The sequence below is a fragment of the Flavobacterium sp. ZT3R18 genome (assembly GCF_007097385.1).
GTDB lineage: Bacteria > Bacteroidota > Bacteroidia > Flavobacteriales > Flavobacteriaceae > Flavobacterium.
Map to the genome: position 1 here is coordinate 146,837 of NZ_VJZS01000007.1, position 20,115 is coordinate 166,951.

General features: G+C 33.6%; 19 protein-coding genes. 9 read left to right on the forward strand and 10 right to left on the reverse strand.

All coding sequences use genetic code 11. The features are described 5' to 3' along the window. The first annotated feature begins 203 nt into the window (after positions 1-203). Positions 204-596 (forward strand): peptide-methionine (R)-S-oxide reductase MsrB, encoded by a 393-nt coding sequence (gene msrB / locus FNW52_RS10030; protein ID WP_143377330.1) that lies wholly within the window; start codon positions 204-206, stop codon positions 594-596. Between the two features lie 70 nt (positions 597-666). On the opposite strand, the gene FNW52_RS10035 is transcribed toward msrB, so the two are convergent. From FNW52_RS10035 to FNW52_RS10080, 10 genes are all read right to left on the reverse strand, one after another. Beyond that, the gene (locus tag FNW52_RS10035; RefSeq protein ID WP_143377331.1) at positions 667-909 is read right to left on the reverse strand and encodes a hypothetical protein; all 243 of its coding nucleotides are present in this window, start codon (positions 907-909) and stop codon (positions 667-669) included. 69 nt (positions 910-978) lie between these two features. Further along, complete coding sequence (locus FNW52_RS10040; protein ID WP_143377332.1) at positions 979-1,407, reverse strand: hypothetical protein; 429 nt, start codon at positions 1,405-1,407, stop codon at positions 979-981. Between the two features lie 72 nt (positions 1,408-1,479). After that, complete coding sequence (sucD, locus tag FNW52_RS10045) at positions 1,480-2,352, reverse strand: succinate--CoA ligase subunit alpha (RefSeq protein ID WP_143377333.1); 873 nt, start codon at positions 2,350-2,352, stop codon at positions 1,480-1,482. An 84-nt stretch (positions 2,353-2,436) separates the two neighbouring features. Beyond that, complete coding sequence (locus FNW52_RS10050) at positions 2,437-2,799, reverse strand: nuclear transport factor 2 family protein (RefSeq protein WP_143377334.1); 363 nt, start codon at positions 2,797-2,799, stop codon at positions 2,437-2,439. Between the two features lies 1 nt (position 2,800). Further along, positions 2,801-3,730: a UDP-3-O-(3-hydroxymyristoyl)glucosamine N-acyltransferase gene (locus FNW52_RS10055; protein WP_143377335.1), complete on the reverse strand. Its 930-nt coding sequence runs from the start codon at positions 3,728-3,730 to the stop codon at positions 2,801-2,803. 102 nt (positions 3,731-3,832) lie between these two features. Continuing rightward, entirely contained in the window at positions 3,833-4,399 is a 567-nt protein-coding gene (gene efp / locus FNW52_RS10060; protein ID WP_143377336.1) for an elongation factor P, read from the reverse strand. Positions 4,400-4,574: 175 nt separating this feature from the next. Continuing rightward, a complete protein-coding gene (gene lpxA, locus FNW52_RS10065; protein ID WP_143377337.1) occupies positions 4,575-5,360 on the reverse strand; it encodes an acyl-ACP--UDP-N-acetylglucosamine O-acyltransferase in 786 nt (261 codons plus the stop codon). Between the two features lie 72 nt (positions 5,361-5,432). Further along, on the reverse strand, positions 5,433-6,821 hold the full coding sequence (locus FNW52_RS10070) for a bifunctional UDP-3-O-[3-hydroxymyristoyl] N-acetylglucosamine deacetylase/3-hydroxyacyl-ACP dehydratase (RefSeq protein WP_143377338.1): 1,389 nt from the start codon (positions 6,819-6,821) through the stop codon (positions 5,433-5,435). Beyond that, positions 6,814-7,857, reverse strand: coding sequence for a UDP-3-O-(3-hydroxymyristoyl)glucosamine N-acyltransferase (gene lpxD, locus FNW52_RS10075; protein WP_143377339.1), 1,044 nt, complete (start codon positions 7,855-7,857; stop codon positions 6,814-6,816). Before lpxD ends, FNW52_RS10070 begins: the two co-directional genes overlap by 8 nt. Positions 7,858-7,986: 129 nt before the next feature. Then, positions 7,987-9,216, reverse strand: coding sequence for an HD domain-containing protein (locus FNW52_RS10080; RefSeq protein ID WP_143377340.1), 1,230 nt, complete (start codon positions 9,214-9,216; stop codon positions 7,987-7,989). 465 nt (positions 9,217-9,681) lie between these two features. On the opposite strand from FNW52_RS10080, the gene FNW52_RS10085 reads away from it, so the two are divergent. The 8 genes from FNW52_RS10085 to FNW52_RS10120 all read left to right on the forward strand — a co-directional run bounded on the left by FNW52_RS10085 (position 9,682) and on the right by FNW52_RS10120 (position 20,027). Continuing rightward, positions 9,682-11,235: a bifunctional response regulator/alkaline phosphatase family protein gene (locus FNW52_RS10085; RefSeq protein ID WP_143377341.1), complete on the forward strand. Its 1,554-nt coding sequence runs from the start codon at positions 9,682-9,684 to the stop codon at positions 11,233-11,235. Positions 11,236-11,412: 177 nt separating this feature from the next. Continuing rightward, positions 11,413-11,820 carry a tRNA (adenosine(37)-N6)-threonylcarbamoyltransferase complex ATPase subunit type 1 TsaE gene (tsaE, locus tag FNW52_RS10090; protein WP_143377342.1) on the forward strand — a complete coding sequence of 136 codons (408 nt, stop codon included), beginning with the start codon at positions 11,413-11,415 and terminating at the stop codon, positions 11,818-11,820. An 11-nt stretch (positions 11,821-11,831) separates the two neighbouring features. After that, on the forward strand, positions 11,832-12,308 hold the full coding sequence (locus FNW52_RS10095) for a GNAT family N-acetyltransferase (protein WP_143377343.1): 477 nt from the start codon (positions 11,832-11,834) through the stop codon (positions 12,306-12,308). A gap of 586 nt (positions 12,309-12,894) precedes the next feature. Then, positions 12,895-14,088 carry an alanine dehydrogenase gene (locus tag FNW52_RS10100; protein ID WP_143377344.1) on the forward strand — a complete coding sequence of 398 codons (1,194 nt, stop codon included), beginning with the start codon at positions 12,895-12,897 and terminating at the stop codon, positions 14,086-14,088. A 36-nt stretch (positions 14,089-14,124) separates the two neighbouring features. Further along, entirely contained in the window at positions 14,125-14,499 is a 375-nt protein-coding gene (locus FNW52_RS10105; RefSeq protein ID WP_143377345.1) for a DUF4258 domain-containing protein, read from the forward strand. 443 nt (positions 14,500-14,942) lie between these two features. Then, positions 14,943-17,450, forward strand: a complete 2,508-nt coding sequence (gene nirB / locus FNW52_RS10110; protein ID WP_143377346.1) for a nitrite reductase large subunit NirB — start codon at positions 14,943-14,945, stop codon at positions 17,448-17,450. Positions 17,451-17,827: 377 nt separating this feature from the next. Beyond that, positions 17,828-18,205 (forward strand): nitrite reductase small subunit NirD, encoded by a 378-nt coding sequence (gene nirD / locus FNW52_RS10115; RefSeq protein WP_143377347.1) that lies wholly within the window; start codon positions 17,828-17,830, stop codon positions 18,203-18,205. 13 nt (positions 18,206-18,218) lie between these two features. Then, a complete protein-coding gene (locus FNW52_RS10120) occupies positions 18,219-20,027 on the forward strand; it encodes an ATP-binding protein (RefSeq protein ID WP_143377348.1) in 1,809 nt (602 codons plus the stop codon). Positions 20,028-20,115: the final 88 nt, after the last annotated feature.

Genomic DNA, 20,115 nt, shown 5'->3' on the forward strand with positions numbered 1-20,115 from the left:
ATTCAGTCCCGATAGCTATCGGGAGTGAATAGCCTTTAGTGATTAGCTAAAAATCGTAGATTCTGTTTAAATACAAACGAAATTTGTGTAAATAAAATAAACCAAATAGCTTTTAATTATAGATACTCCTTTTTTTAGTGTGCACAAGAGCTAATCACTCTTCACTAATTACTAAGGGCTGAATAGTTATAAAAATAACAATTATGAATTATCCTTTTGTAAAATCCGAAAAAGAATGGGAAGAAATATTGGGTTCTGAACGATTTAAAATACTTCGCGAAAAAGGAACTGAATATCCACATACAGGAAAGTATAATTTACATTACGAAAATGGTACGTATTGTTGTGGTGGATGCGGAACTCCCCTATTTGAAAGTAATTCTAAATTTGATGCGCACTGTGGGTGGCCTTCATTTGATGAATCCATTCCCGGAAAAGTAGAATATATTGTTGATGATACACATGGAATGAAACGAACCGAAATAATTTGCGCTAATTGTGGCGGACACTTAGGTCATGTTTTTGAAGATGGCCCAACTAAAACGGGGCAACGGTATTGCGTTAATTCTTTGTCTATAGATTTTAAAGAAAAATAAACGCATTAAAACTAAAAAAGAGAAAACCTAGAATAAGGCTTTCTCTTTTTTATATAAATCTGTAATAAAACTATCCTTTAAAGTAAACTAAAGCTAATAGAACAGCAATCTGACCAATCCAAAAAATAAACATCCATTTGATAATTTCAGCTTTCATCTCTGATAAATCTACTTTGGTTGCTAATATAGATTTCTCTTTATCGAAAGTTTTATCAACTTTAGACTCGATGTATTCAATAAGAGCTTTGGTTTCGTTTTCGCCAAGCTTTCCTTTTAGAATAGTGTACAATTCTATGCTTGAAATTGCACTCATTTTAATATAGTTTTGTATTCAAATATACAAAAAATAATTAATGAAAATTAATTTGATAGTATTACAAAATTAAAATGCAACATTCCATCTTGGTAATTTACCATTTTCGTCTAAGAAATTTTGTAAAACTTGACCTTCCACACTTGTTGGGATCCATTTTTCATTTGCATTGAAAGTTTCGAACCAAAGCACTTCAAGTCTGTCAATGTTTTCGATTTTCATTTGTGCTGGCCAAGAATATTTCCTTCCTGTTTTTGCAAACTGATGACCGTTTACAATTTTGTCTTTTAAACCTCCGTTTTTACTTTTTAAAGTTCCATCGTTTTGAACAGTTCCTGTAGAAGCAACCATTATTAATTCTTTAGAATCTTCACCTGCAGCATAAACAAGGAATATACCACTCCCAGATTCTGATGCATTACATACTTCTTCTAAACTATCATCCTGTGTAAACGTAAAATGTCCTTTTACTGTAAACTTTTCTAACTCTTTGTACATATTTTATATAATTAAAAAAATGCCTCACAAAATCGTGAGGCATTTTGGAATTTTATTTTAACCTATTGGGAATTAACCCAATACTTCTTTTACTTTTTTACCAATTTCAGCTGGAGAATCTACTACGTGAATACCACATTCTCTCATAATTTGCTTTTTAGCTTCAGCTGTATCATCAGAACCACCAACGATAGCACCTGCATGACCCATTGTACGACCTGCTGGAGCAGTTACTCCTGCGATAAATCCAACAACTGGTTTACGGTTACCATCAGCTTTAATCCATTTAGCAGCATCAGCTTCTAATTGACCACCAATTTCACCAATCATAACGATACATTCTGTTTCTGGATCGTTCATCAATAATTCAACTGCTTCTTTTGTAGTTGTTCCAATAATTGGATCTCCACCAATACCGATAGCAGTAGTGATACCCAATCCTTGTTTTACAACTTGATCAGCAGCTTCGTATGTTAAAGTTCCCGATTTTGAAACAATACCAACAGTTCCTTTTTTGAAAACAAAACCTGGCATAATTCCAACTTTAGCTTCACCCGGAGTAATAACACCTGGGCAGTTTGGACCAATTAATCTTGCGTTTCTTTCTTTTACATAACTGTTTGCTTTAATCATATCAGCAACAGGAATTCCTTCTGTAATAGCAATAATTACTTTTATACCAGCATCAGCAGCTTCCATAATGGCATCAGCAGCAAAAGCAGGTGGTACAAAAATAATAGTTGTATCAGCGCCAGCTTGGTCAACAGCATCCTTTACTGTATTAAAAACAGGAAGGTCCAAATGAGTTGTTCCCCCTTTTCCTGGAGTAACTCCTCCAACAACGTTTGTACCGTATTCAATCATTTGTGAAGCGTGGAAAGTTCCTTCGCTACCTGTAAATCCTTGAACTATTATTTTGGAATCTTTATTAACTAAAACACTCATGATATATTTTTTATGTAGTTTTTAAAATTGTGTTGCAAAAGTAAGGTTTTTGTAATTATTCTTTACTTTTTTAATAAAAATAAATTACGAAATCTGACTCATTTGATATCCTTTGTATAATTTATTGTCTTTTAATTCCCAAAGAATCATAATATGAGCCAATAACATTTCTTCTCTGGGGTTTTCAATTGTTTTTACAAAATGTGAAAAACGTACCGAAACTAAATTACCCTCTTCGATTATATGGCTTATTCTTACCTTAGTACGAACATATGCTCTACTAATTTCGTTTGTCAATTTCATTAAAGCATCATAATCCATTTGTATAAATCCTTTGCTACTGTTCCATTCTAAGGAAAAATCGGGATGTAGATACTCTTTCATTATCTCAGGATTAATAAAGGCATCCGATTTATAAAAGTTTTTGACAATTTCTTTAGCAGACATATTATTTCAAATTTTTTAAAATTTCAGGAATCTTTTTAATATTGGCCAGTTGCTTCAATTTCTCTCTTGATTCTTCTATTGGAGTTCCAAAATAACTTTTCCCTCCTTCGACCGACTTAGTAACTCCGGTTTGACCCAAAATTACAGCTTTAGCCCCAATTGTAATACCGCTTGTTGTTCCTACTTGTCCCCAAATAGTAACTTCGTCTTCAATAATAACACAACCAGCTATACCCGTTTGCGATGCAATTAAGCATTTTTTTCCAATAACAGTGTCGTGTCCTACGTGTACTTGATTGTCAATTTTTGTTCCTTCTCCAATGGTGGTATCTCCTGTCACCCCTTTGTCAATGGTACAAAGTGCCCCAATTCCCACATTATCTTTGATGACAACTCGACCTCCGGATAACAATTGATCGTATCCTTCAGCTCGTTTTTTATAATAAAAGGCATCCGCCCCAAGAATGGTACCGGCATGAATGATTACATTGTTTCCAATTACGGTATGATCGTAAATAGACACATTGGAATGGATTAAACAATTTTCTCCAATCACCACGTTATTTCCTACAAAAGTATTAGGTTGAATTATAGTTCCTGCTCCTACTTTGGCGGAAGCCGAAATAGCAACATTAGCATACTGAAAAGGTTTAAAATGACGCGTTAATGTATTGAAATCTCTAAATGGATCATCAGAAATCAACAATGCTTTTCCCTCCGGACAATCTACTTTTTTATTTATTAATACAATTGTAGCTGCAGAATCTAAAGCTTTATCATAATATTTTGGATGATCGACAAATACGATGTCACCCGATTCTACAACATGAATTTCATTCATACCGCAAACAGGAAAAGAAGCATCACCAACAAATTCACATTGAAGTAAGTTAGCAATGTCTTGTAAAGAATAAACCTTTGGAAATTTCATATAAAAAAGTATTCAGTTTTCTCCCGATAGCTATCGGGACAGTTTTCAGTCATTAGTAACATAAATTGTTCACTTCGACTGAAAACTAAAAACTATAAAAAACTATGCTTTAACACGTTCCATATAAGAACCTGATGCTGTATCAATTTTTATTTTGTCCCCTTCATTGATAAACAAAGGTACATTTACGCTAGCTCCAGTTTCAACTGTAGCCGATTTTGTAGCATTAGTTGCTGTGTTTCCTTTTATACCCGGTTCAGCATAAGTAACTTCAAGTATCACAGATGCAGGCATGTCTACAGAAAGAGGTAAATCTGTCTCTGTATTGATACTTACCATTACATTTTCTCCTTCTTTTAATAAATCTGGAGAGTCAAGAATGTTCTTGTTTAATGAAATTTGTTCGAAAGTTTCAACATTCATAAAATGAAACAAATCACCTTCTGGATATAAATATTGAAATTTATGGTTTTCAACTCTTACTTCTTCAATTTTATGACCCGCAGAAAATGTATTATCTAATACTTTACCGTTACTCAAACTTCTTAATTTGGTTCTTACAAATGCAGGTCCTTTACCTGGTTTCACATGTAAAAATTCAATGATTTTATAAATATCATTATTGTATTTGATGCACAATCCGTTTTTAATATCTGATGTAGATGCCATTGTAAATTATTTTAGATTTAAGAATTTAGATTTTAGATTCTAAAAAAAAGAATCAATCATCATTGATTTATTTATTGTATAATGTATTGTTTTAATTGTGTATGCTTCGAACTTGAAATCTAAAATCAGAAATCAATCCCGATAGCTCCCGATAATTATCGGGACGGGACTAAAATTAATAGTTCCCTGAGTACCCCTTCATTACCCCTCTGGATGAATTACGGATAAAATCAATGATTTCATCTCGCTCAGGTGTAGCTTCCATTTCTCCTTCGATTATGTCCAATGCTTGGGTTACATTATAATTCTTTTGATATAAAATTCTGTAAATTTCTTGAATTTCTTTGATTTTTTCGGATGTAAAACCACGTCTTCTCAATCCTACTGAATTAATTCCAACATAAGATAAAGGTTCTTTTGCCGCTTTAGTAAATGGCGGAACATCTTTTCTTAGTAAAGAACCTCCAGATACCATGGCATGATCACCAACACTGATAAACTGATGTACAGCTGACAGACCGCCAATAACGGCGTAATTACCAATCGTTACATGTCCTCCTAAAAGAACACCATTAACAATAATAGCATTGTTACCAACATGACAATCGTGAGCGACATGGGCAGTTGCCATAATTAAGCAGTTATCCCCAATTACGGTTTGGCCAGAGGCAATAGTACCTCTATTAATCGTAACACATTCTCTAATAGTACAATTATCTCCAATAATTGCTAGAGAATCTTCCCCACCGAATTTTAAATCTTGAGGTACTGCAGCGATTACCGCTCCTGGAAAAATATTGCAATTTTTACCAATTCGGGCTCCCTCCATTATTGTCACATTAGAGCCTATCCAAGTTCCATCTCCAATAACTACATTGTTATGAATGGTTGTAAAAGGTTCGATTACAACATTTTTGGCGATTTTCGCACCTGGATGAACGTATGCTAACGGTTGATTCATCTGCTTTTTTTTATTATTAATATTGTTTAGAATAAAAGCTATTAAAACTTTTTAAGGCTATTTAATCTAAATCTATTGTTTTCTTGCAATTTGTGCCATTAATTCGGCTTGAGCTACTAATCGTCCATTTGCGTAAGCATTGGCTTGCATGTGACAAATTCCTCTTCTTATAGGAGTAATTAAATCACATTTAAAAATTAAAGTATCACCTGGTAACACTTTTTGTTTGAATTTTACATTATCAATTTTCATGAAAAATGTCAAATAATTTTCTGGATCCGGCACAGTACTTAAAACAAGAATCCCTCCTGTTTGTGCCATTGCTTCAACGATTAATACACCTGGCATAACTGGAGCGTTTGGAAAATGTCCTACAAAGAAATTCTCATTCATAGTTACATTTTTCATTCCCACAACATGGCTGTCAGACATTTCTATGATTCGGTCAATCAATAAAAATGGAGGTCTGTGAGGTAGTACCGCCATGATTTTATGGATATCCATCAAAGGCTCTAAGTTTAAATCATAAGTAGGAACATAATTTCTTTGTTCATTTTTTATGATTTTAGCCATTTTTTTTGCAAATTGAGTATTTACAAAATGTCCTGGTTTATTAGCAATAATTTTTCCTTGAATTTTTGTTCCAATCAAGGCTAAATCTCCAATTACATCAAGCAATTTATGTCTTGCAGCTTCATTTGGATAATGCAAAGTAAGATTATCTAAAATCCCATTTGGTTTAACGGTTATCTCGTCTTTACCGAACGCTTTCTTTAAATTTTCCATTGTAGACTCTGAGATGTCTTTGTCTACATATACAATGGCATTATTTAAATCACCACCTTTTATTAAACCATTTTCTAAAAGAGATTCCAATTCATGCAAAAAACTAAAGGTTCTTGCATTTGAAATTTCTGTTTTAAATTCAGAAATAGTCTTCATAGTTGCATTTTGGGTTCCTAAAATTTTAGTCCCAAAATCTACCATAGCTGTTACACTGTAGTGATCACTTGGCATAACCATGATTTCACTCCCTGTAGCTTCATCGGTAAAAGAAATTACTTCTTTTACAACATATACATTTCTGTTTAATTCTTGGTCTATAATGCCCGCTTGTTCAATTGCTTCTATAAAATATTTTGAAGAACCATCCATGATAGGTAGTTCAGAAGCATCTAATTCAATGATGATATTATCAATATCACTCCCCATTAAAGCAGCCAAAACATGCTCTGGAGTTTGTATTTTTACCCCTAATTTTTCTAAATTGGTACCTCTTTGCGTATTTACAACATAATTTGCATCTGCTTCAATAACAGGTTGACCTTCTAGATCGACACGAACAAACGTAAATCCATTATTGACTGGAGCAGGTTTAAAAGTCATTTTAACTTCTTTTCCTGTATGTAATCCAACTCCAGTTAGTGAAATTTCTGTTTTGATGGTCTTCTGTTTAACCATTGTTTCCATTTTTTTGGTTTAATATTTGTTTTTTTAATTCTTCTATTTCTTTGACTAATTTTGGCAAATTCTTAAAATGAACATACGATTTACTGTAATCAGAATATCCAAATGTAGGACTTCCTTGTAAAATTTCGTTGTCTTTTATATTTCTCCCTACTCCAGATTGCGCTTGAATACGAACATTATTACCAATTGTTAAATGTCCAACAATACCAACTTGACCTCCAATCATACAGTTTTCGCCTACTTTGGTAGATCCTGCAATTCCGGTTTGAGCTGCAATAACGGTATTTTTTCCAATTTCTACATTATGTGCGATCTGAATTTGGTTGTCGATTTTAACACCTTGTCTAATTACAGTAGATCCTAATGTTGCTCTGTCAATTGTTGAGTTCGCACCAATATCTACATTATCTTCTATAATTACATTACCAATTTGAGGAATCTTGTTATACGTTCCATCTTCATTTGGGGCATAACCAAAACCATCCGCACCAATAATAGCTCCAGAATGTATGGTGCAATTATTACCAATTACGGTTTCTGAATAAATTTTAGCGCCAGCAAAAATAATAACATTATTTCCAATAGTAACGTTATCACCAATAAAACTACCGGGATAAATCTTTACATTGTCGCCCAAAACTACATTATCTCCTATATAACTAAAACTACCTAAATATAGATTTTCGCCATATTTCGCACTTTCAGAGATGGTTGAAGGCTGTTCAATACCACTTTTATTTAATTTGACTTGATTGTAAAACTCCAATAATTTAGAAAAAGCTTTATAAGCATCTGCTACTTTAATAAGGGTTGTAGTTATTGGAGATTCTGGAACAAAAGTATCGTTAACAATTGTTACAGAAGCTTTTGTGGTATAAATATAATTGACGTATTTTGGATTTGATAAAAAAGTAAGTGATCCTTCAGAACCTTCTTCTATTTTAGACAATCGAGAAACTTCAATATTGGGATCCCCAACAATTTCTCCTTCTAATATTCCTGCTATTTGTTCTGCTGTAAATTTCATTTTATAGGATTGTATCTTTCATAGGCATACGATTGTACTTGTTATAAAGCGCTATCAATATTCAATAAAAAACAGTTTGGTTCGTTTCGAAGTGACAAAAATATAAAAAATAGGTTTTAAATCTTATTTTTATACTAGTTGTTTTGGAAAACAAATATAATACTTGGTTACTAATTTAGATAACGATTTCAAATTCAGCTGGTCTGAGGCTTCAACAACATCTTCAATTGTTAGGTCTTTGTTCAAAATTCGGATGGGTTCAGCTACTTTACTATAGGCTTGGCTCTTTATTTTACCTTTAAATATAAAATAATTAGATTCTGTCAGAGAAATATTATTTTGAATTGAAAAACGTTCTTTCTGAATCAACAATTCTTCCATTGACACTTTATCATTGGTTAATTTGATTTTAAGTAAATCTCTGTTAATAATCATTTTACTCAAAGACGAAAGAATGAAATCTTCTTGATTTTGCCATGATTTTAAGGCACTTATAATGTCAAAATCATCCAACTGAGCAAACAATGCCAATGTTTTTGTATCAAAGGTTTCTAGATTTACTTTGTTTTGCATAAAATACAATAAAGGCTCACTGCATGGCAAAACAAGACCTCTTTCGGTCAATTCTTTGGCACGTTTTAAAACTTTGGTCAAAATTAACTCCGCCACCAAACTTGTTTTATGCAAATACACTTGCCAATACATTAATCGTCTGGACATCAAGAATTTTTCGACAGAGTAGATTCCTTTTTCTTCAATAACCAATACATCATCAACCACATTCATCATCTGTATCAATCGTTCTGAATTGACATTTCCCTCAGATACACCAGAATAAAAACTATCTCTTTTTAAATAATCCATCCTGTCCATATCGAGCTGGCTAGAAATGAGTTGCAACATGAATTTACGATGATAATCCCCCTTAAAAACCTGAATAGCAAGGCTCAATTGACCATTGAATTCATCATTTAACTGCTCCATGAACAATAAAGAAATTTCTTCATGATGCACATCTTCTACAATACTGCTTTCCATAGCGTGCGAAAAGGGTCCATGTCCAATATCATGCAATAATATGGATATATACAAAGCATTTTCTTCCTCGGGACTTATAAAAACTTCTTTAAAACGCAATACTTCGACCGCTTTTTGCATCAAATGCATACATCCTAAAGCATGATGAAAACGGGTGTGATTCGCTCCGGGATACACTAAATAGGACAATCCCATTTGTGAAATTCGTCGTAAACGCTGAAAATAAGGATGTTGAACTAAGTCATAAATTAAAGGATTTGGAATGGTAATAAACCCGTAAATTGGGTCGTTGAATATTTTAAGCTTATTAATTTGAGACACTTTCTATACTTTTTAGGTCAACAAATATAACTAAAATAGCGAGTGATTAGGGAGTTATCTCTAATCCTTTTAAATTGTGCTATAAATTTTGAATTTTATAACTCTATTCAGTTTAACCAAAATTTGACAAGAATTTCACGAATTAACACGAATTCAAGATGAAAATTTAATCTAATTTTTCAAATGACAACAATAATACCACAATACGGTTGAAATAAAACGCTGATGTTCTTTAGATTAGGTCTAACAGGTTTTTGAAACCTGTTAGGTCTGCGTTGCAAATCAAAAGCATTAGATCCTATTATTCATTTTAAATTAAAAAATAGATCAGTCCTTTTTATTGCTTATTTTTAGCACTGGTTATCATTAAAATAACGGCGCTCCTCTTTTTTAATAATCAATTTTATACTATTTTTAATATTTATTAAGTTCTATACAACTAAATTGCGCTAAAATTAAATATAAATGGACATTATAAAAATACTTTGGGTTGATGATGAAATCGATTTGCTCAAACCCCACATATTATTTCTAGAGAAAAAAAACTACCACGTTACTACTTGCAATAATGGTCGTGATGCCATTGATATTTTTGATGAAAACAACTTTGACATTGTTTTTCTAGACGAAAATATGCCGGGAATGAGTGGTTTGGAAACGTTATCTGAGATGAAGGAGAAAAAATCTTCTATTCCTATGATAATGATTACCAAAAGCGAAGAGGAATACATCATGGAGGAAGCCATTGGTTCTAAAATTGCCGATTATTTGATAAAACCCGTGAATCCAAATCAGATTTTGTTGAGTTTAAAGAAAAACTTAGACCATTCGCGATTGATTTCTCAGAAAACAACATTAGATTATCAAAAAGAATTTAGAAAAATTACTATGGAAATGGCTATGGTCAATTCCTATGAAGATTGGATTGAATTGTATAAAAAATTGATTTTTTGGGAACTCGAACTAGAGAACATTGATGATCAAGGTATGATTGAAATTCTAGAATCTCAAAAAGTAGAAGCTAATTCTCAATTTGGAAAATTTATAGAACGAAATTACGAAGATTGGTTTGCACCAAAAGCAGACAAACCGATACAATCTCATAATTTATTCAAAGAATTAGTAGTTCCCGAAATTCTTAAAAAAGACAAACCAATACTTTTTGTAGTGATCGATAATTTGCGTTACGATCAATGGAAAGTGATAGAGAGTGTGGTTGCTAATTATTACAAACTCGAAAAAGAAGTTCCCTATTACGCCATTTTACCAACTGCTACACAATATGCCAGAAATGCCATTTTCTCTGGATTGACACCCTTGGAAATGGAAAAACAGTTTCCTCAATATTGGAAAAATGACCCAGAAGAAGGCGGAAAAAATTTATATGAAGCCGAATTTTTAACCGCCCAATTAAAAAGATTAAGGCTAGACCTCAAACAAGATTATTTTAAGATTACCAATTTGGCTGGAGGTAAAAAGCTGTCCGAAAATTTTAGGTCATTAAAGGATAACGATCTTGTGACGGTGGTGTATAATTTTGTAGATATGCTTTCTCACGCCAAAACCGAAATGGATGTGGTAAAAGAATTAGCTTCAGATGACAAGGCGTATCGCTCGTTGACATTGAGTTGGTTTAAGAACTCACCTTTACTGGAAATTATTCAGCAAGCCCAAAAATTAGGTTTTAAATTGATTTTAACAACCGATCACGGGACAATCAATGTCAAAAACCCATCAAAAGTTGTGGGAGACAAAAACACAAGTCTAAACCTTAGATACAAAACGGGACGCAGTTTGACCTATGAACATAAAGATGTGTATGCTGTAAAAGAACCCAAAAACATTGGTTTGCCTACCATAAATATGAGTAGTTCCTATATTTTTGCAAAAAATGATTTGTTTTTGGCTTATGTAAACAATTACAATCATTATGTGAGCTATTATAAAAACACCTATCAACATGGCGGAATATCATTGGAAGAAATGATTATTCCTTTTCTTGTTTTTAATCCGAAATAAAAGGAAGTGTTCAGTCTCAGTCTCAGTTTTCAGTTTTCAGTCTCAGTTTGCAGAAAGCCATATCGTACGAAGCTCCTCTAACTAATCATCGAGGCTGAAAACTGAGACTGAAAACTAGGACTGAAAACTAGGACTGAAAACTGAGACTGAAAACTAAAAAAACTGAATACTTAAAAAATGACTATTACATTTTCTATCGATCAACTTGCAGCAGTTGCGCAACAAATATTAGATCAAAACCCGAATAAAGTAATCCTTTTTAATGGAGAAATGGGAGTTGGAAAAACTACTTTAATCAAACAACTTTGTAAAACTCTTGGTGTAGAAGAAGCAACAAGTAGTCCGACCTTTTCTTTAGTTAACGAATATCAAACCACTAAAAATCAAATCGTTTATCATTTTGATTTCTATAGGCTTAACAAAGAGAGTGAAGCACTTGATATGGGGATAGAAGATTACCTGTATTCTGGAAATTGGTGTTTTATAGAATGGTCTGAAAAAATTGAGAATCTAATTCCAGAGCAGCATTCGATCATTACTATTGAGCTACTTGCTGACGGAAATCGCGCTCTTGAATTAACTTAAAATTATTTTTTATGAATCTAGATCCAAATACTGTAGAAATTATTCCATTTTCTATTGATTTAAAGGAACCCATAAAAACTTTAAATTTAGAATGGCTTCATAAATATTTCAAAGTAGAACCAAAAGACGAAAGAATACTTTCGGATCCACAGGGGGAAATAATCGACAAAGGTGGAATGATTTTTTATGCCAAATATGCCGATAAAATAGTTGGTACAGTTTCGTTATTAAAAATAGATCCAACTACTTTCGAATTGAGTAAAATGGCTGTTTCCGATGGAAATCAAGGTTTGGGCATTGGCAAAAAACTGATGATTCATTGTTTGGCTGTAGCCAAAGAAAAAGGCATTCAAAAATTAATTCTCTACTCCAATAAATCCTTAGCCCCCGCAATACATCTATATGAAAGTTTTGGATTTGTAGCCATTCCTGTAGAAGAAGGGGTTTATGAACGAGCCGATATAAAAATGGAGAAATACATAGACTAGATTGAAATAGTTTTCAGTTTTCAGTTTTCAGTTTTCTTCCGATAGTTATCAGGATAATTTTCAAACCAAAAAAGGAGTTACACCATTTTACTTTTGATTTTACTGGAATAAAAAACGCACCGTCTCTTCGAGTGATTTTAAATAGTAATGCGACAGCTTTTCTATTCAAAATTGTATCGAGAAGCTTTCATGTTAGGGTTCTCGATACATTTTATTAAAAAAGCTATCGCATTTTTTAATAAAACACTACCATTGACGTTTTTATATAAGTTATTAAAAATCAATCATTTGCTTAAATAATATACAAGAATAATACGTCATTTTATATTGCTTTTTTTGCAAAAAAAATTAAGCCTCGAACTGACGTATAGAGCTAGATTGATTTATCACAGTAAATTAAAAGCCTAAATGGTATTAATTAAAGACTATTTCTAAAACAGGCTCACTTTTTTGCAAATATTGTTAAGAAAACAAATTGTAATATTTACAGAGAACTCCGAAAACTGCGACTGCGACTGAAAACTAAAAACTAACAGAATAGTTACGAATCTTTTTTGTAAATTGTACCTCTAATTTCATTACATCAATGTCAATAAGTCCATTTACAAAAGAACAATTACTGCCTCAAGAAGAAACACTTGAAATTGCAAGACAAAAAGGCCAACTTTTTATAGGTATCCCAAAAGAGACCAGTTTTCAAGAACGCCGCATTTGCCTTACTCCAGATTCGGTAAACACGCTTACCTATCAAGGACATAGAGTAATGATTGAGGCTGGAGCAGGTGTTAATTCCAGTTATAGCGACAAAGAATATAGCGACGCTGGTGCAGAGATTACCTTGGACACAAAAAAGGTCTTTGGTTGTCCAATGATACTAAAAGTTGAGCCTCCTACTGTAGCCGAGATTGAAATGATGCATTCTAAAACGATTTTAATATCGGCAATTCAATTAAAAACAAGGAAAAAATCATATTTCGAAGCGTTATCCCGAAAAAAAGTTACAGCTCTTGCTTTCGAATATCTAAAAGACGAAGACGGCTCCTATCCTGCTGTAAAATCATTAAGTGAAATTGCAGGAACCGCCTCCATTCTTATTGCTGCCGAATTAATGATTACCAATGAATTTGGAAAAGGACTACTTTTTGGTAACATTACAGGAGTTGCCCCTACCGAAGTCGTTATTATTGGAGCAGGAACAGCGGGCGAATTCGCTGCAAAAACTGCTATTGGTCTTGGCGCAAGCGTAAAAGTTTTTGATAATTCTATTACAAAACTACGTCGTTTACAGCATAATTTAAATCAGCGCATTTTTACTTCTACCTTGCAACAAAAAGCATTACTGAAAGCGCTCAGACGCTGTGATGTCGCTATTGGCGCCATGAGAGGCAAAGAGCGTTGTCCTGTTGTTGTTACCGAAACTATGGTAGAACACATGAAGAAAGGGGCTGTAATTGTAGATATTAGCATTGATACAGGCGGTTGTTTTGAAACTTCGGAAGTGACAACGCACGAAAAACCAACTTTTTTAAAGAACAATGTATTGCATTATTGTGTGCCCAACATTCCTTCGCGATATTCCAAAACAGCGTCCCTTTCTATAAGCAACATTATCACTCCTTATTTATTACAAATTGCCGAAGATGGAGGCATTGAAAGTTCTATACGTTGTAATGCCGGCTTAAAAAATGGTATTTATTTGTATCATGGCATCCTTACCAATAAAGCCATTGGAGATTGGTTTGATTTACCAGATAACGATATTAATTTAATTGTTTTTTAAGTAAACTTTGCCATACCTTTGCCGAAAAATTAAAATATGAATTTCATACAACGTTTTGCTTACTATTTAGTGGGTTTGATAATGGGTTTGTTTGTCGTTGCAGCAATATTTAGCGGAAAAGACACCCGTTGTAATTATTTTCCAAATGCCAGAGTTTTGAATGATTTAAGTACTAAGCCTTTCTTTTACTCGGATAAAGCTTCGAAGATTCTTTCGGAGAAATGGGTCGATACAACTGATATAAAAAATACTTTGAAACTAGGCGATGTCGATTTTGATAAAAGCAACGTACCGTTAAAAAAAGGAAAATTATACATAATAGAAGGAAAAACTAGTAAAAACCAACAAATCACTCTTAAAGTAATTAATTATTCAGACAAAGCTGTTTTAGAGGATATTGTCAAAAAATAAATTCAAAAAAGCTCTTCACTACGAAGAGTTTTTTTTTGTGCCAAAGTTTTAAAAGTTTTAGTTTTTACAACACTTCCATAAATGCGTCGGAGATTATGGAATCTGAATAACGAAATTCAAATTAGTTGTCAATTTTAAATCTGCGAAAATCTGCAAAATCTGCGTGAATAATTGACACGCAGATTTTGCAGATTTTCGCAGATTTTTTTTGCACTTTATAAAAACCTAACGAAACACAGTTTGATTAAAAAACAATATCATAATAAATCACACCTTACACAAACAAAATATTTATCTCAACAAAAGAGCTTCTCAGTTACAAATATCACATTTAAAACACCTTTTTTTCAAAAATTACCAATTATTTATAAAAATAAAAAATTAAGTATGTAAATTAAGTATAAGTACTTATATTTGCGTAATAATACTTAATTAATGTGATTATGATTAAAGTAATAGTAGTCGGAAACGGCATGGTAGGTTACAAATTTTGCGAAAAATTCATTGCGAAATCTGGACAAGAGAAATATCAAATTACCGTATTTGGGGAAGAACCAAGACGCGCCTATGATAGAGTTCACTTGAGTGAATATTTTTCGGGTAAGAACGCTGATGATTTATCACTATCAACATCAAATTGGTACGAAGAAAATAATATAATCCTAAACACCTCCGAATTAATTACTGATATTAATAGAGAGCAAAAAACGATACATACTCATTTAGAAAAAACACATGCTTACGACTACTTAGTTTTAGCTACAGGTTCGGCTGCTTTTGTCCCTCCAATTGAGGGAGTGGATAAAGAAGGGGTTTTTGTGTACAGAACTATAGAAGATCTAGATGCAATTATGGCCTACGCCAAAAAAATAAAACAAAAAGGAGCTACAGAAGCCGCAGTCCTTGGTGGTGGATTGCTTGGACTTGAGGCTGCCAAAGCGGTATATGATTTAGGATTAAATCCACATGTAGTAGAATTTGCCCCTAGATTAATGCCAAGACAACTCGACAAAGGAGCGAGCGATATGCTGCAATCAAAAATCGAGGAACTAAATATTGGTATTCACCTTAACAAATCAACTCAATATATTGCTGGAGAAGATGCCATAACAGGAATGATGTTTGAAGGAGATGAACTCCTAAAAGTAGATATGTTGGTGATTTCTGCGGGGATAAAACCACGTGACGAACTAGGAAGAGTTTCTGGACTTGAAGTAGGTGTACGTGGAGGAATAGTCGTAAATAACCAAATGCAATCTTCGGATCCACACATCTATGCGATAGGAGAAGTGGCACTTTACAATCATATGATTTATGGTCTTGTAGCTCCTGGATATGAAATGGCCGATGTTGCGGCTGAACAAATCCTAAAAGGGGCAAAAACGATGAGGGAAACCATCGATATGTCTACACAATTAAAATTAATTGGTGTTGAAGTTGCGAGTTTTGGTGATCCTTTTATAGAAAATGAGGATGTGACCGCAATTGTTTACGAAAATAAATTAAGTGGAATTTATAAAAGAATCAATGTTACCAAAGATTCCAAAACCTTATTAGGCGGAATATTAGTAGGTGATTCAAGCGATTATAATGGGCTGTTCCAAATATACAGCAATGCTATGGCGTTGCCCAAAAACCCTGAAGATTTGATTCTTGGTTCTAGAGGTGGAGAAGCTTCGACTTTGGGAAGCGTAATGGATTTGCCGGATTCAGCCATCATTTGTTCTTGTGAGAATGTTACAAAAGGCGCTATTTGCTGTTCGATTATTGACGAAACCAGTTCGAGCTTATCCGATGTGGTGAAACTTACCAAAGCGACAACAGGTTGTGGCGGATGTAAACCGATGGTTGCAGACCTTGTAAAAGCTACTCAAAAATCAATAGGAAAAGAAGTTAAAGATGTAATTTGTGAGCATTTAAAATACAATAGACAAGAATTATTTGACCTTGTAAAAATCAACAAATACACCGACTTTTTTGAGGTAATAGATCATCACGGTACAGGTGATGGTTGCGAAGTATGCAAGCCCGTTATTGCTTCTATTTTTTCAAGTATTTATAATGATACTGCGAATAAACACATAACAACGCAAGATACCAACGATAGATTCTTGGCTAATATCCAAAGAAACGGAACCTACTCTGTTGTGCCTAGAATTGCAGGTGGAGAGATTACTGCCGAGAAACTAATTGCTATTGGCGAAGTAGCCAAACAATTTAATTTATACACCAAAATCACAGGTGCACAACGTGTCGATTTATTTGGTGCCCATTTAGATGATTTACCTAAAATCTGGAAAATATTAATCGATAATGGTTTTGAAAGTGGTCATGCTTATGGCAAATCGCTACGTGCCGTAAAAAGTTGTGTTGGCGCTGCATGGTGTCGCTATGGTATGGATGACAGTGCCGGTTTTGCTATTGAAATTGAGAACCGATACAAAGGAATTCGTTCTCCGCATAAACTAAAAGGTGGTGTTTCGGCCTGTATTCGTGAATGTGCCGAAGCAAGAGGTAAAGATTTTGGATTAATCGCTGTAGAAGGCGGTTGGAACTTATACATCTGCGGTAATGGTGGAGCCAATCCTAAACATGCAGTATTATTGGCAGAACAAATCGACAAAGCAACTTGTATCAAATACTTAGACCGTTTCTTGATGTTTTACATTAGAACTGCTGGACCTTTGGTACGTACTGCTACTTGGTTAGAAAAACTGGAAGGTGGATTAGACTACTTAAAAGAAGTGGTAATAGAAGATAGTTTAGGAATTGCTGAAACTTTAGAAACTGAAATGCAAGGTTTGGTAGATACTTTCGAATGTGAATGGAAACAAGTTCTCGAAAAACCTAGATTAATGGAACGTTTTCGTCATTTTGTAAATTCAGACGAAAAGGATGATAACATTGAATTTGTCTCTTTGAGAGATCAAAAGATGCCAAAATCTTGGTAATCCTATCCCCTCCCGATAATTATCGGGACTCTTCGTAATCATAGCAGCAAAACATAAAGGCTATATTCTAAAATAAATAGCATTAAATTTTAACCATATAAGAAATATAAGGTCATTTAAGCTAAGTCTAAATAAAGTGATAATTTATATGTACTTATATTTCTTATATGGTTAACCTTTTTATCTCCAAGAATAAGGAGTGACTGGTTGTTTTACATCTGTTAAAAAGGGATATAAGTTAAAAATGATGATGATTATAAAATTAAGCAAAATAAAAAAATATAAATACTTTCCATTTACACTCCAACAACTTGAGTCCGACAATCCGCCGTCTTAATCAATGATTGTTGGTGTAGTGGAAAAATAAAAATACAAACATGGAAAATATCTTAGATCAATACGAAACAGTGAATTCAAATGATGCCAAAATATGGTTCAAAGCAGGAAAAACCAGTGATTTTTTGACCAATAGAGGGGGTTGCATTAAATACAAAAACAAACAAATTGCCATTTTTAATTTTAGTCGTCGCAACCAATGGTATGCCTGTCAAAACGCCTGTCCGCATAAAATGGAAATGGTATTATCTCGTGGAATGCTGGGTTCAGCAGACGATATTCCTAAAATTGCTTGTCCAATGCACAAAAAAACATTTTCGCTTGTAGACGGTTCTAACCTGAATGGTGATGATTTGAAAATCGCAACTTATCCTGTGAAAATTGTCGACAATGAGGTATTCGTAGGCTTTTTGGATTAACTTTGATTTCGTTATGAACAACAGAGCCAAAGAGTCAGTCGATAAAATTACTTTCAAAAAATTAAGGCGATTGTACCTTTTCGCCCTTTTGACCATTGCTGTTATGGTAGCATTGAGTCAAATTCTCATTCAATACAATCTCAAAAGACAGTTAAGCGACTCTCGGATAATCAACATTTCCGGGAAACAAAGAATGTTGAGTCAAAAACTGACCAAAGAGGTTTTGATTTTGAATTTCGTAACCGATACGACCAAAAAGAATGAAGAGATCATTCGCATCAACGAAACACTTTCTCTTTGGAAAAGTACCCATTACAATTTAGAAAAAGGAAATGACAGCCTTGGTTTTCCCAAAGAAAAAAACACTAATCTCACACAGTTATTTGCTTCCACAAAACCTCATTTTGATGCTATTGTCATCGCTACAACACAATTTTTAGAGAACAATAAGCGGGACAAAAACCAAAAAGAAAACCAAAAATTAGTGCAGACTATCCTTGAAAATGAAGGGTTTTTTCTTTTGAAAATGAATCAAATTGTAAGTGAATATGATAAGGAAGCATTGGATAAAGTAACGCTCCAACGCAAAACAGAATATGTGATTTTTGGATTTACTTTATTGGTTTTATTGTTAGAATTCCTATTCATTTTTAAACCAACAAACCATAAAGTCGAAAAACTTATTTCGAAACTTCTATTATCCGAAAAGAAAGCTTTAGAACTGGCTTACAACACCGAAATTATCAGCGAAATAAAAGAAAATTCGGTAAAGGAATTAAAATCGCTCAATTACGCCATGGAAAACACGTTGCTCTATTGCCGTGTTGCCCCTAATGGCTCTCTGATACATATTGGCGAAAAATTCTCAAAACTGCTTCAGTACAACCCATTCATTTCAGATAAAACGTTCTCTCAGGTTTTAACGCCAATTGAAAAGGAACAGCTCGTAATCGATCGGATTATTTCCGAAAAACACCGCAGTGGTTGGCAAGGTGAAATAAATATAACCAATAGAAATGGGGAATCTATTTGGCTGGATCTATCGATGGTTCCTGTGACCATAAAAAAAGAGGAATCCGAATTGTTAATTGTCTGTTTTGATATTACTGAGCGTAAAAAAGCAGAACAAGAAGTCGAACGCTTGAATACCGAAAATGTAACCGATAAGATCAATCAACAGAAAATTATTTCGAGTAGAATTGTTGAAAACCAAGAAAACGAACAAAATAGAATTGCCAAAGAAATTCACGATGGAATTGGGCAAATGCTTACTGGATTAAAATTTAGTCTGGAAAGCATCAATCTGGACGACAAAGAAAAATCAGCCCAAAAAATAGAATACCTGAAAAAATTATCGCTAGACATCATTAAAGGAGTTCGTACCGCCACTTTCAACTTGATGCCACCGGAATTGAGCGATCATGGTATTGTTTCGTCCATTGTAAAACTGACTCAGGAATTATCAAAATTAACAGGCAAGAACATCCTTTTTTATAACAAAACTAATTTTGATCAACGATTGGATTCCTTGATTGAAATCAACATCTATCGACTGACACAGGAAGCAATCAACAACGCTATAAAATACGCCGATTCTACACACATTATAGTTCAATTGTCGCATAGCAATTCTATTTTAGGTATCACTATAGACGACAACGGAAAAGGATTTGATGTTAATGCGGTCGAGAAAAAGAGAAATAGCGAGTCCGGAATGGGATTACTTTTCATGAAAGAAAGGATTCAATACATTAACGGTCGGGTTTTCATCAACTCTATTCCAGGCGAAGGAACCCGAATTACTTTTAATATTCCTATTTGAAAGAAAAACAATTTCAATGGCAATAGCAATGGCAAAAAATCAATGGCAATGGCAATAGCAATGGCAATAGCAATGGCAATAATAAAGC

Excerpts from the sequence above, each read along its gene's own strand:
- tsaE (WP_143377342.1), top strand. The coding sequence starts at position 11,413 with ATGACTATTACATTTTCTATCGATCAACTTGCAGCAGTTGCGCAACAA.
- FNW52_RS10050 (WP_143377334.1), bottom strand. The coding sequence starts at position 2,799 with ATGTCTGCTAAAGAAATTGTCAAAAACTTTTATAAATCGGATGCCTTT.
- nirD (WP_143377347.1), top strand. The coding sequence starts at position 17,828 with ATGGAAAATATCTTAGATCAATACGAAACAGTGAATTCAAATGATGCC.
- FNW52_RS10105 (WP_143377345.1), top strand. The coding sequence starts at position 14,125 with ATGAATTTCATACAACGTTTTGCTTACTATTTAGTGGGTTTGATAATG.
- lpxD (WP_143377339.1), bottom strand. The coding sequence starts at position 7,857 with ATGAAATTTACAGCAGAACAAATAGCAGGAATATTAGAAGGAGAAATT.
- FNW52_RS10070 (WP_143377338.1), bottom strand. The coding sequence starts at position 6,821 with ATGGTTAAACAGAAGACCATCAAAACAGAAATTTCACTAACTGGAGTT.
- FNW52_RS10100 (WP_143377344.1), top strand. The coding sequence starts at position 12,895 with ATGTCAATAAGTCCATTTACAAAAGAACAATTACTGCCTCAAGAAGAA.
- FNW52_RS10120 (WP_143377348.1), top strand. The coding sequence starts at position 18,219 with ATGAACAACAGAGCCAAAGAGTCAGTCGATAAAATTACTTTCAAAAAA.
- lpxA (WP_143377337.1), bottom strand. The coding sequence starts at position 5,360 with ATGAATCAACCGTTAGCATACGTTCATCCAGGTGCGAAAATCGCCAAA.
- nirB (WP_143377346.1), top strand. The coding sequence starts at position 14,943 with ATGATTAAAGTAATAGTAGTCGGAAACGGCATGGTAGGTTACAAATTT.
- msrB (WP_143377330.1), top strand. The coding sequence starts at position 204 with ATGAATTATCCTTTTGTAAAATCCGAAAAAGAATGGGAAGAAATATTG.
- FNW52_RS10095 (WP_143377343.1), top strand. The coding sequence starts at position 11,832 with ATGAATCTAGATCCAAATACTGTAGAAATTATTCCATTTTCTATTGAT.
- FNW52_RS10085 (WP_143377341.1), top strand. The coding sequence starts at position 9,682 with ATGGACATTATAAAAATACTTTGGGTTGATGATGAAATCGATTTGCTC.
- sucD (WP_143377333.1), bottom strand. The coding sequence starts at position 2,352 with ATGAGTGTTTTAGTTAATAAAGATTCCAAAATAATAGTTCAAGGATTT.
- efp (WP_143377336.1), bottom strand. The coding sequence starts at position 4,399 with ATGGCATCTACATCAGATATTAAAAACGGATTGTGCATCAAATACAAT.
- FNW52_RS10055 (WP_143377335.1), bottom strand. The coding sequence starts at position 3,730 with ATGAAATTTCCAAAGGTTTATTCTTTACAAGACATTGCTAACTTACTT.
- FNW52_RS10035 (WP_143377331.1), bottom strand. The coding sequence starts at position 909 with ATGAGTGCAATTTCAAGCATAGAATTGTACACTATTCTAAAAGGAAAG.
- FNW52_RS10040 (WP_143377332.1), bottom strand. The coding sequence starts at position 1,407 with ATGTACAAAGAGTTAGAAAAGTTTACAGTAAAAGGACATTTTACGTTT.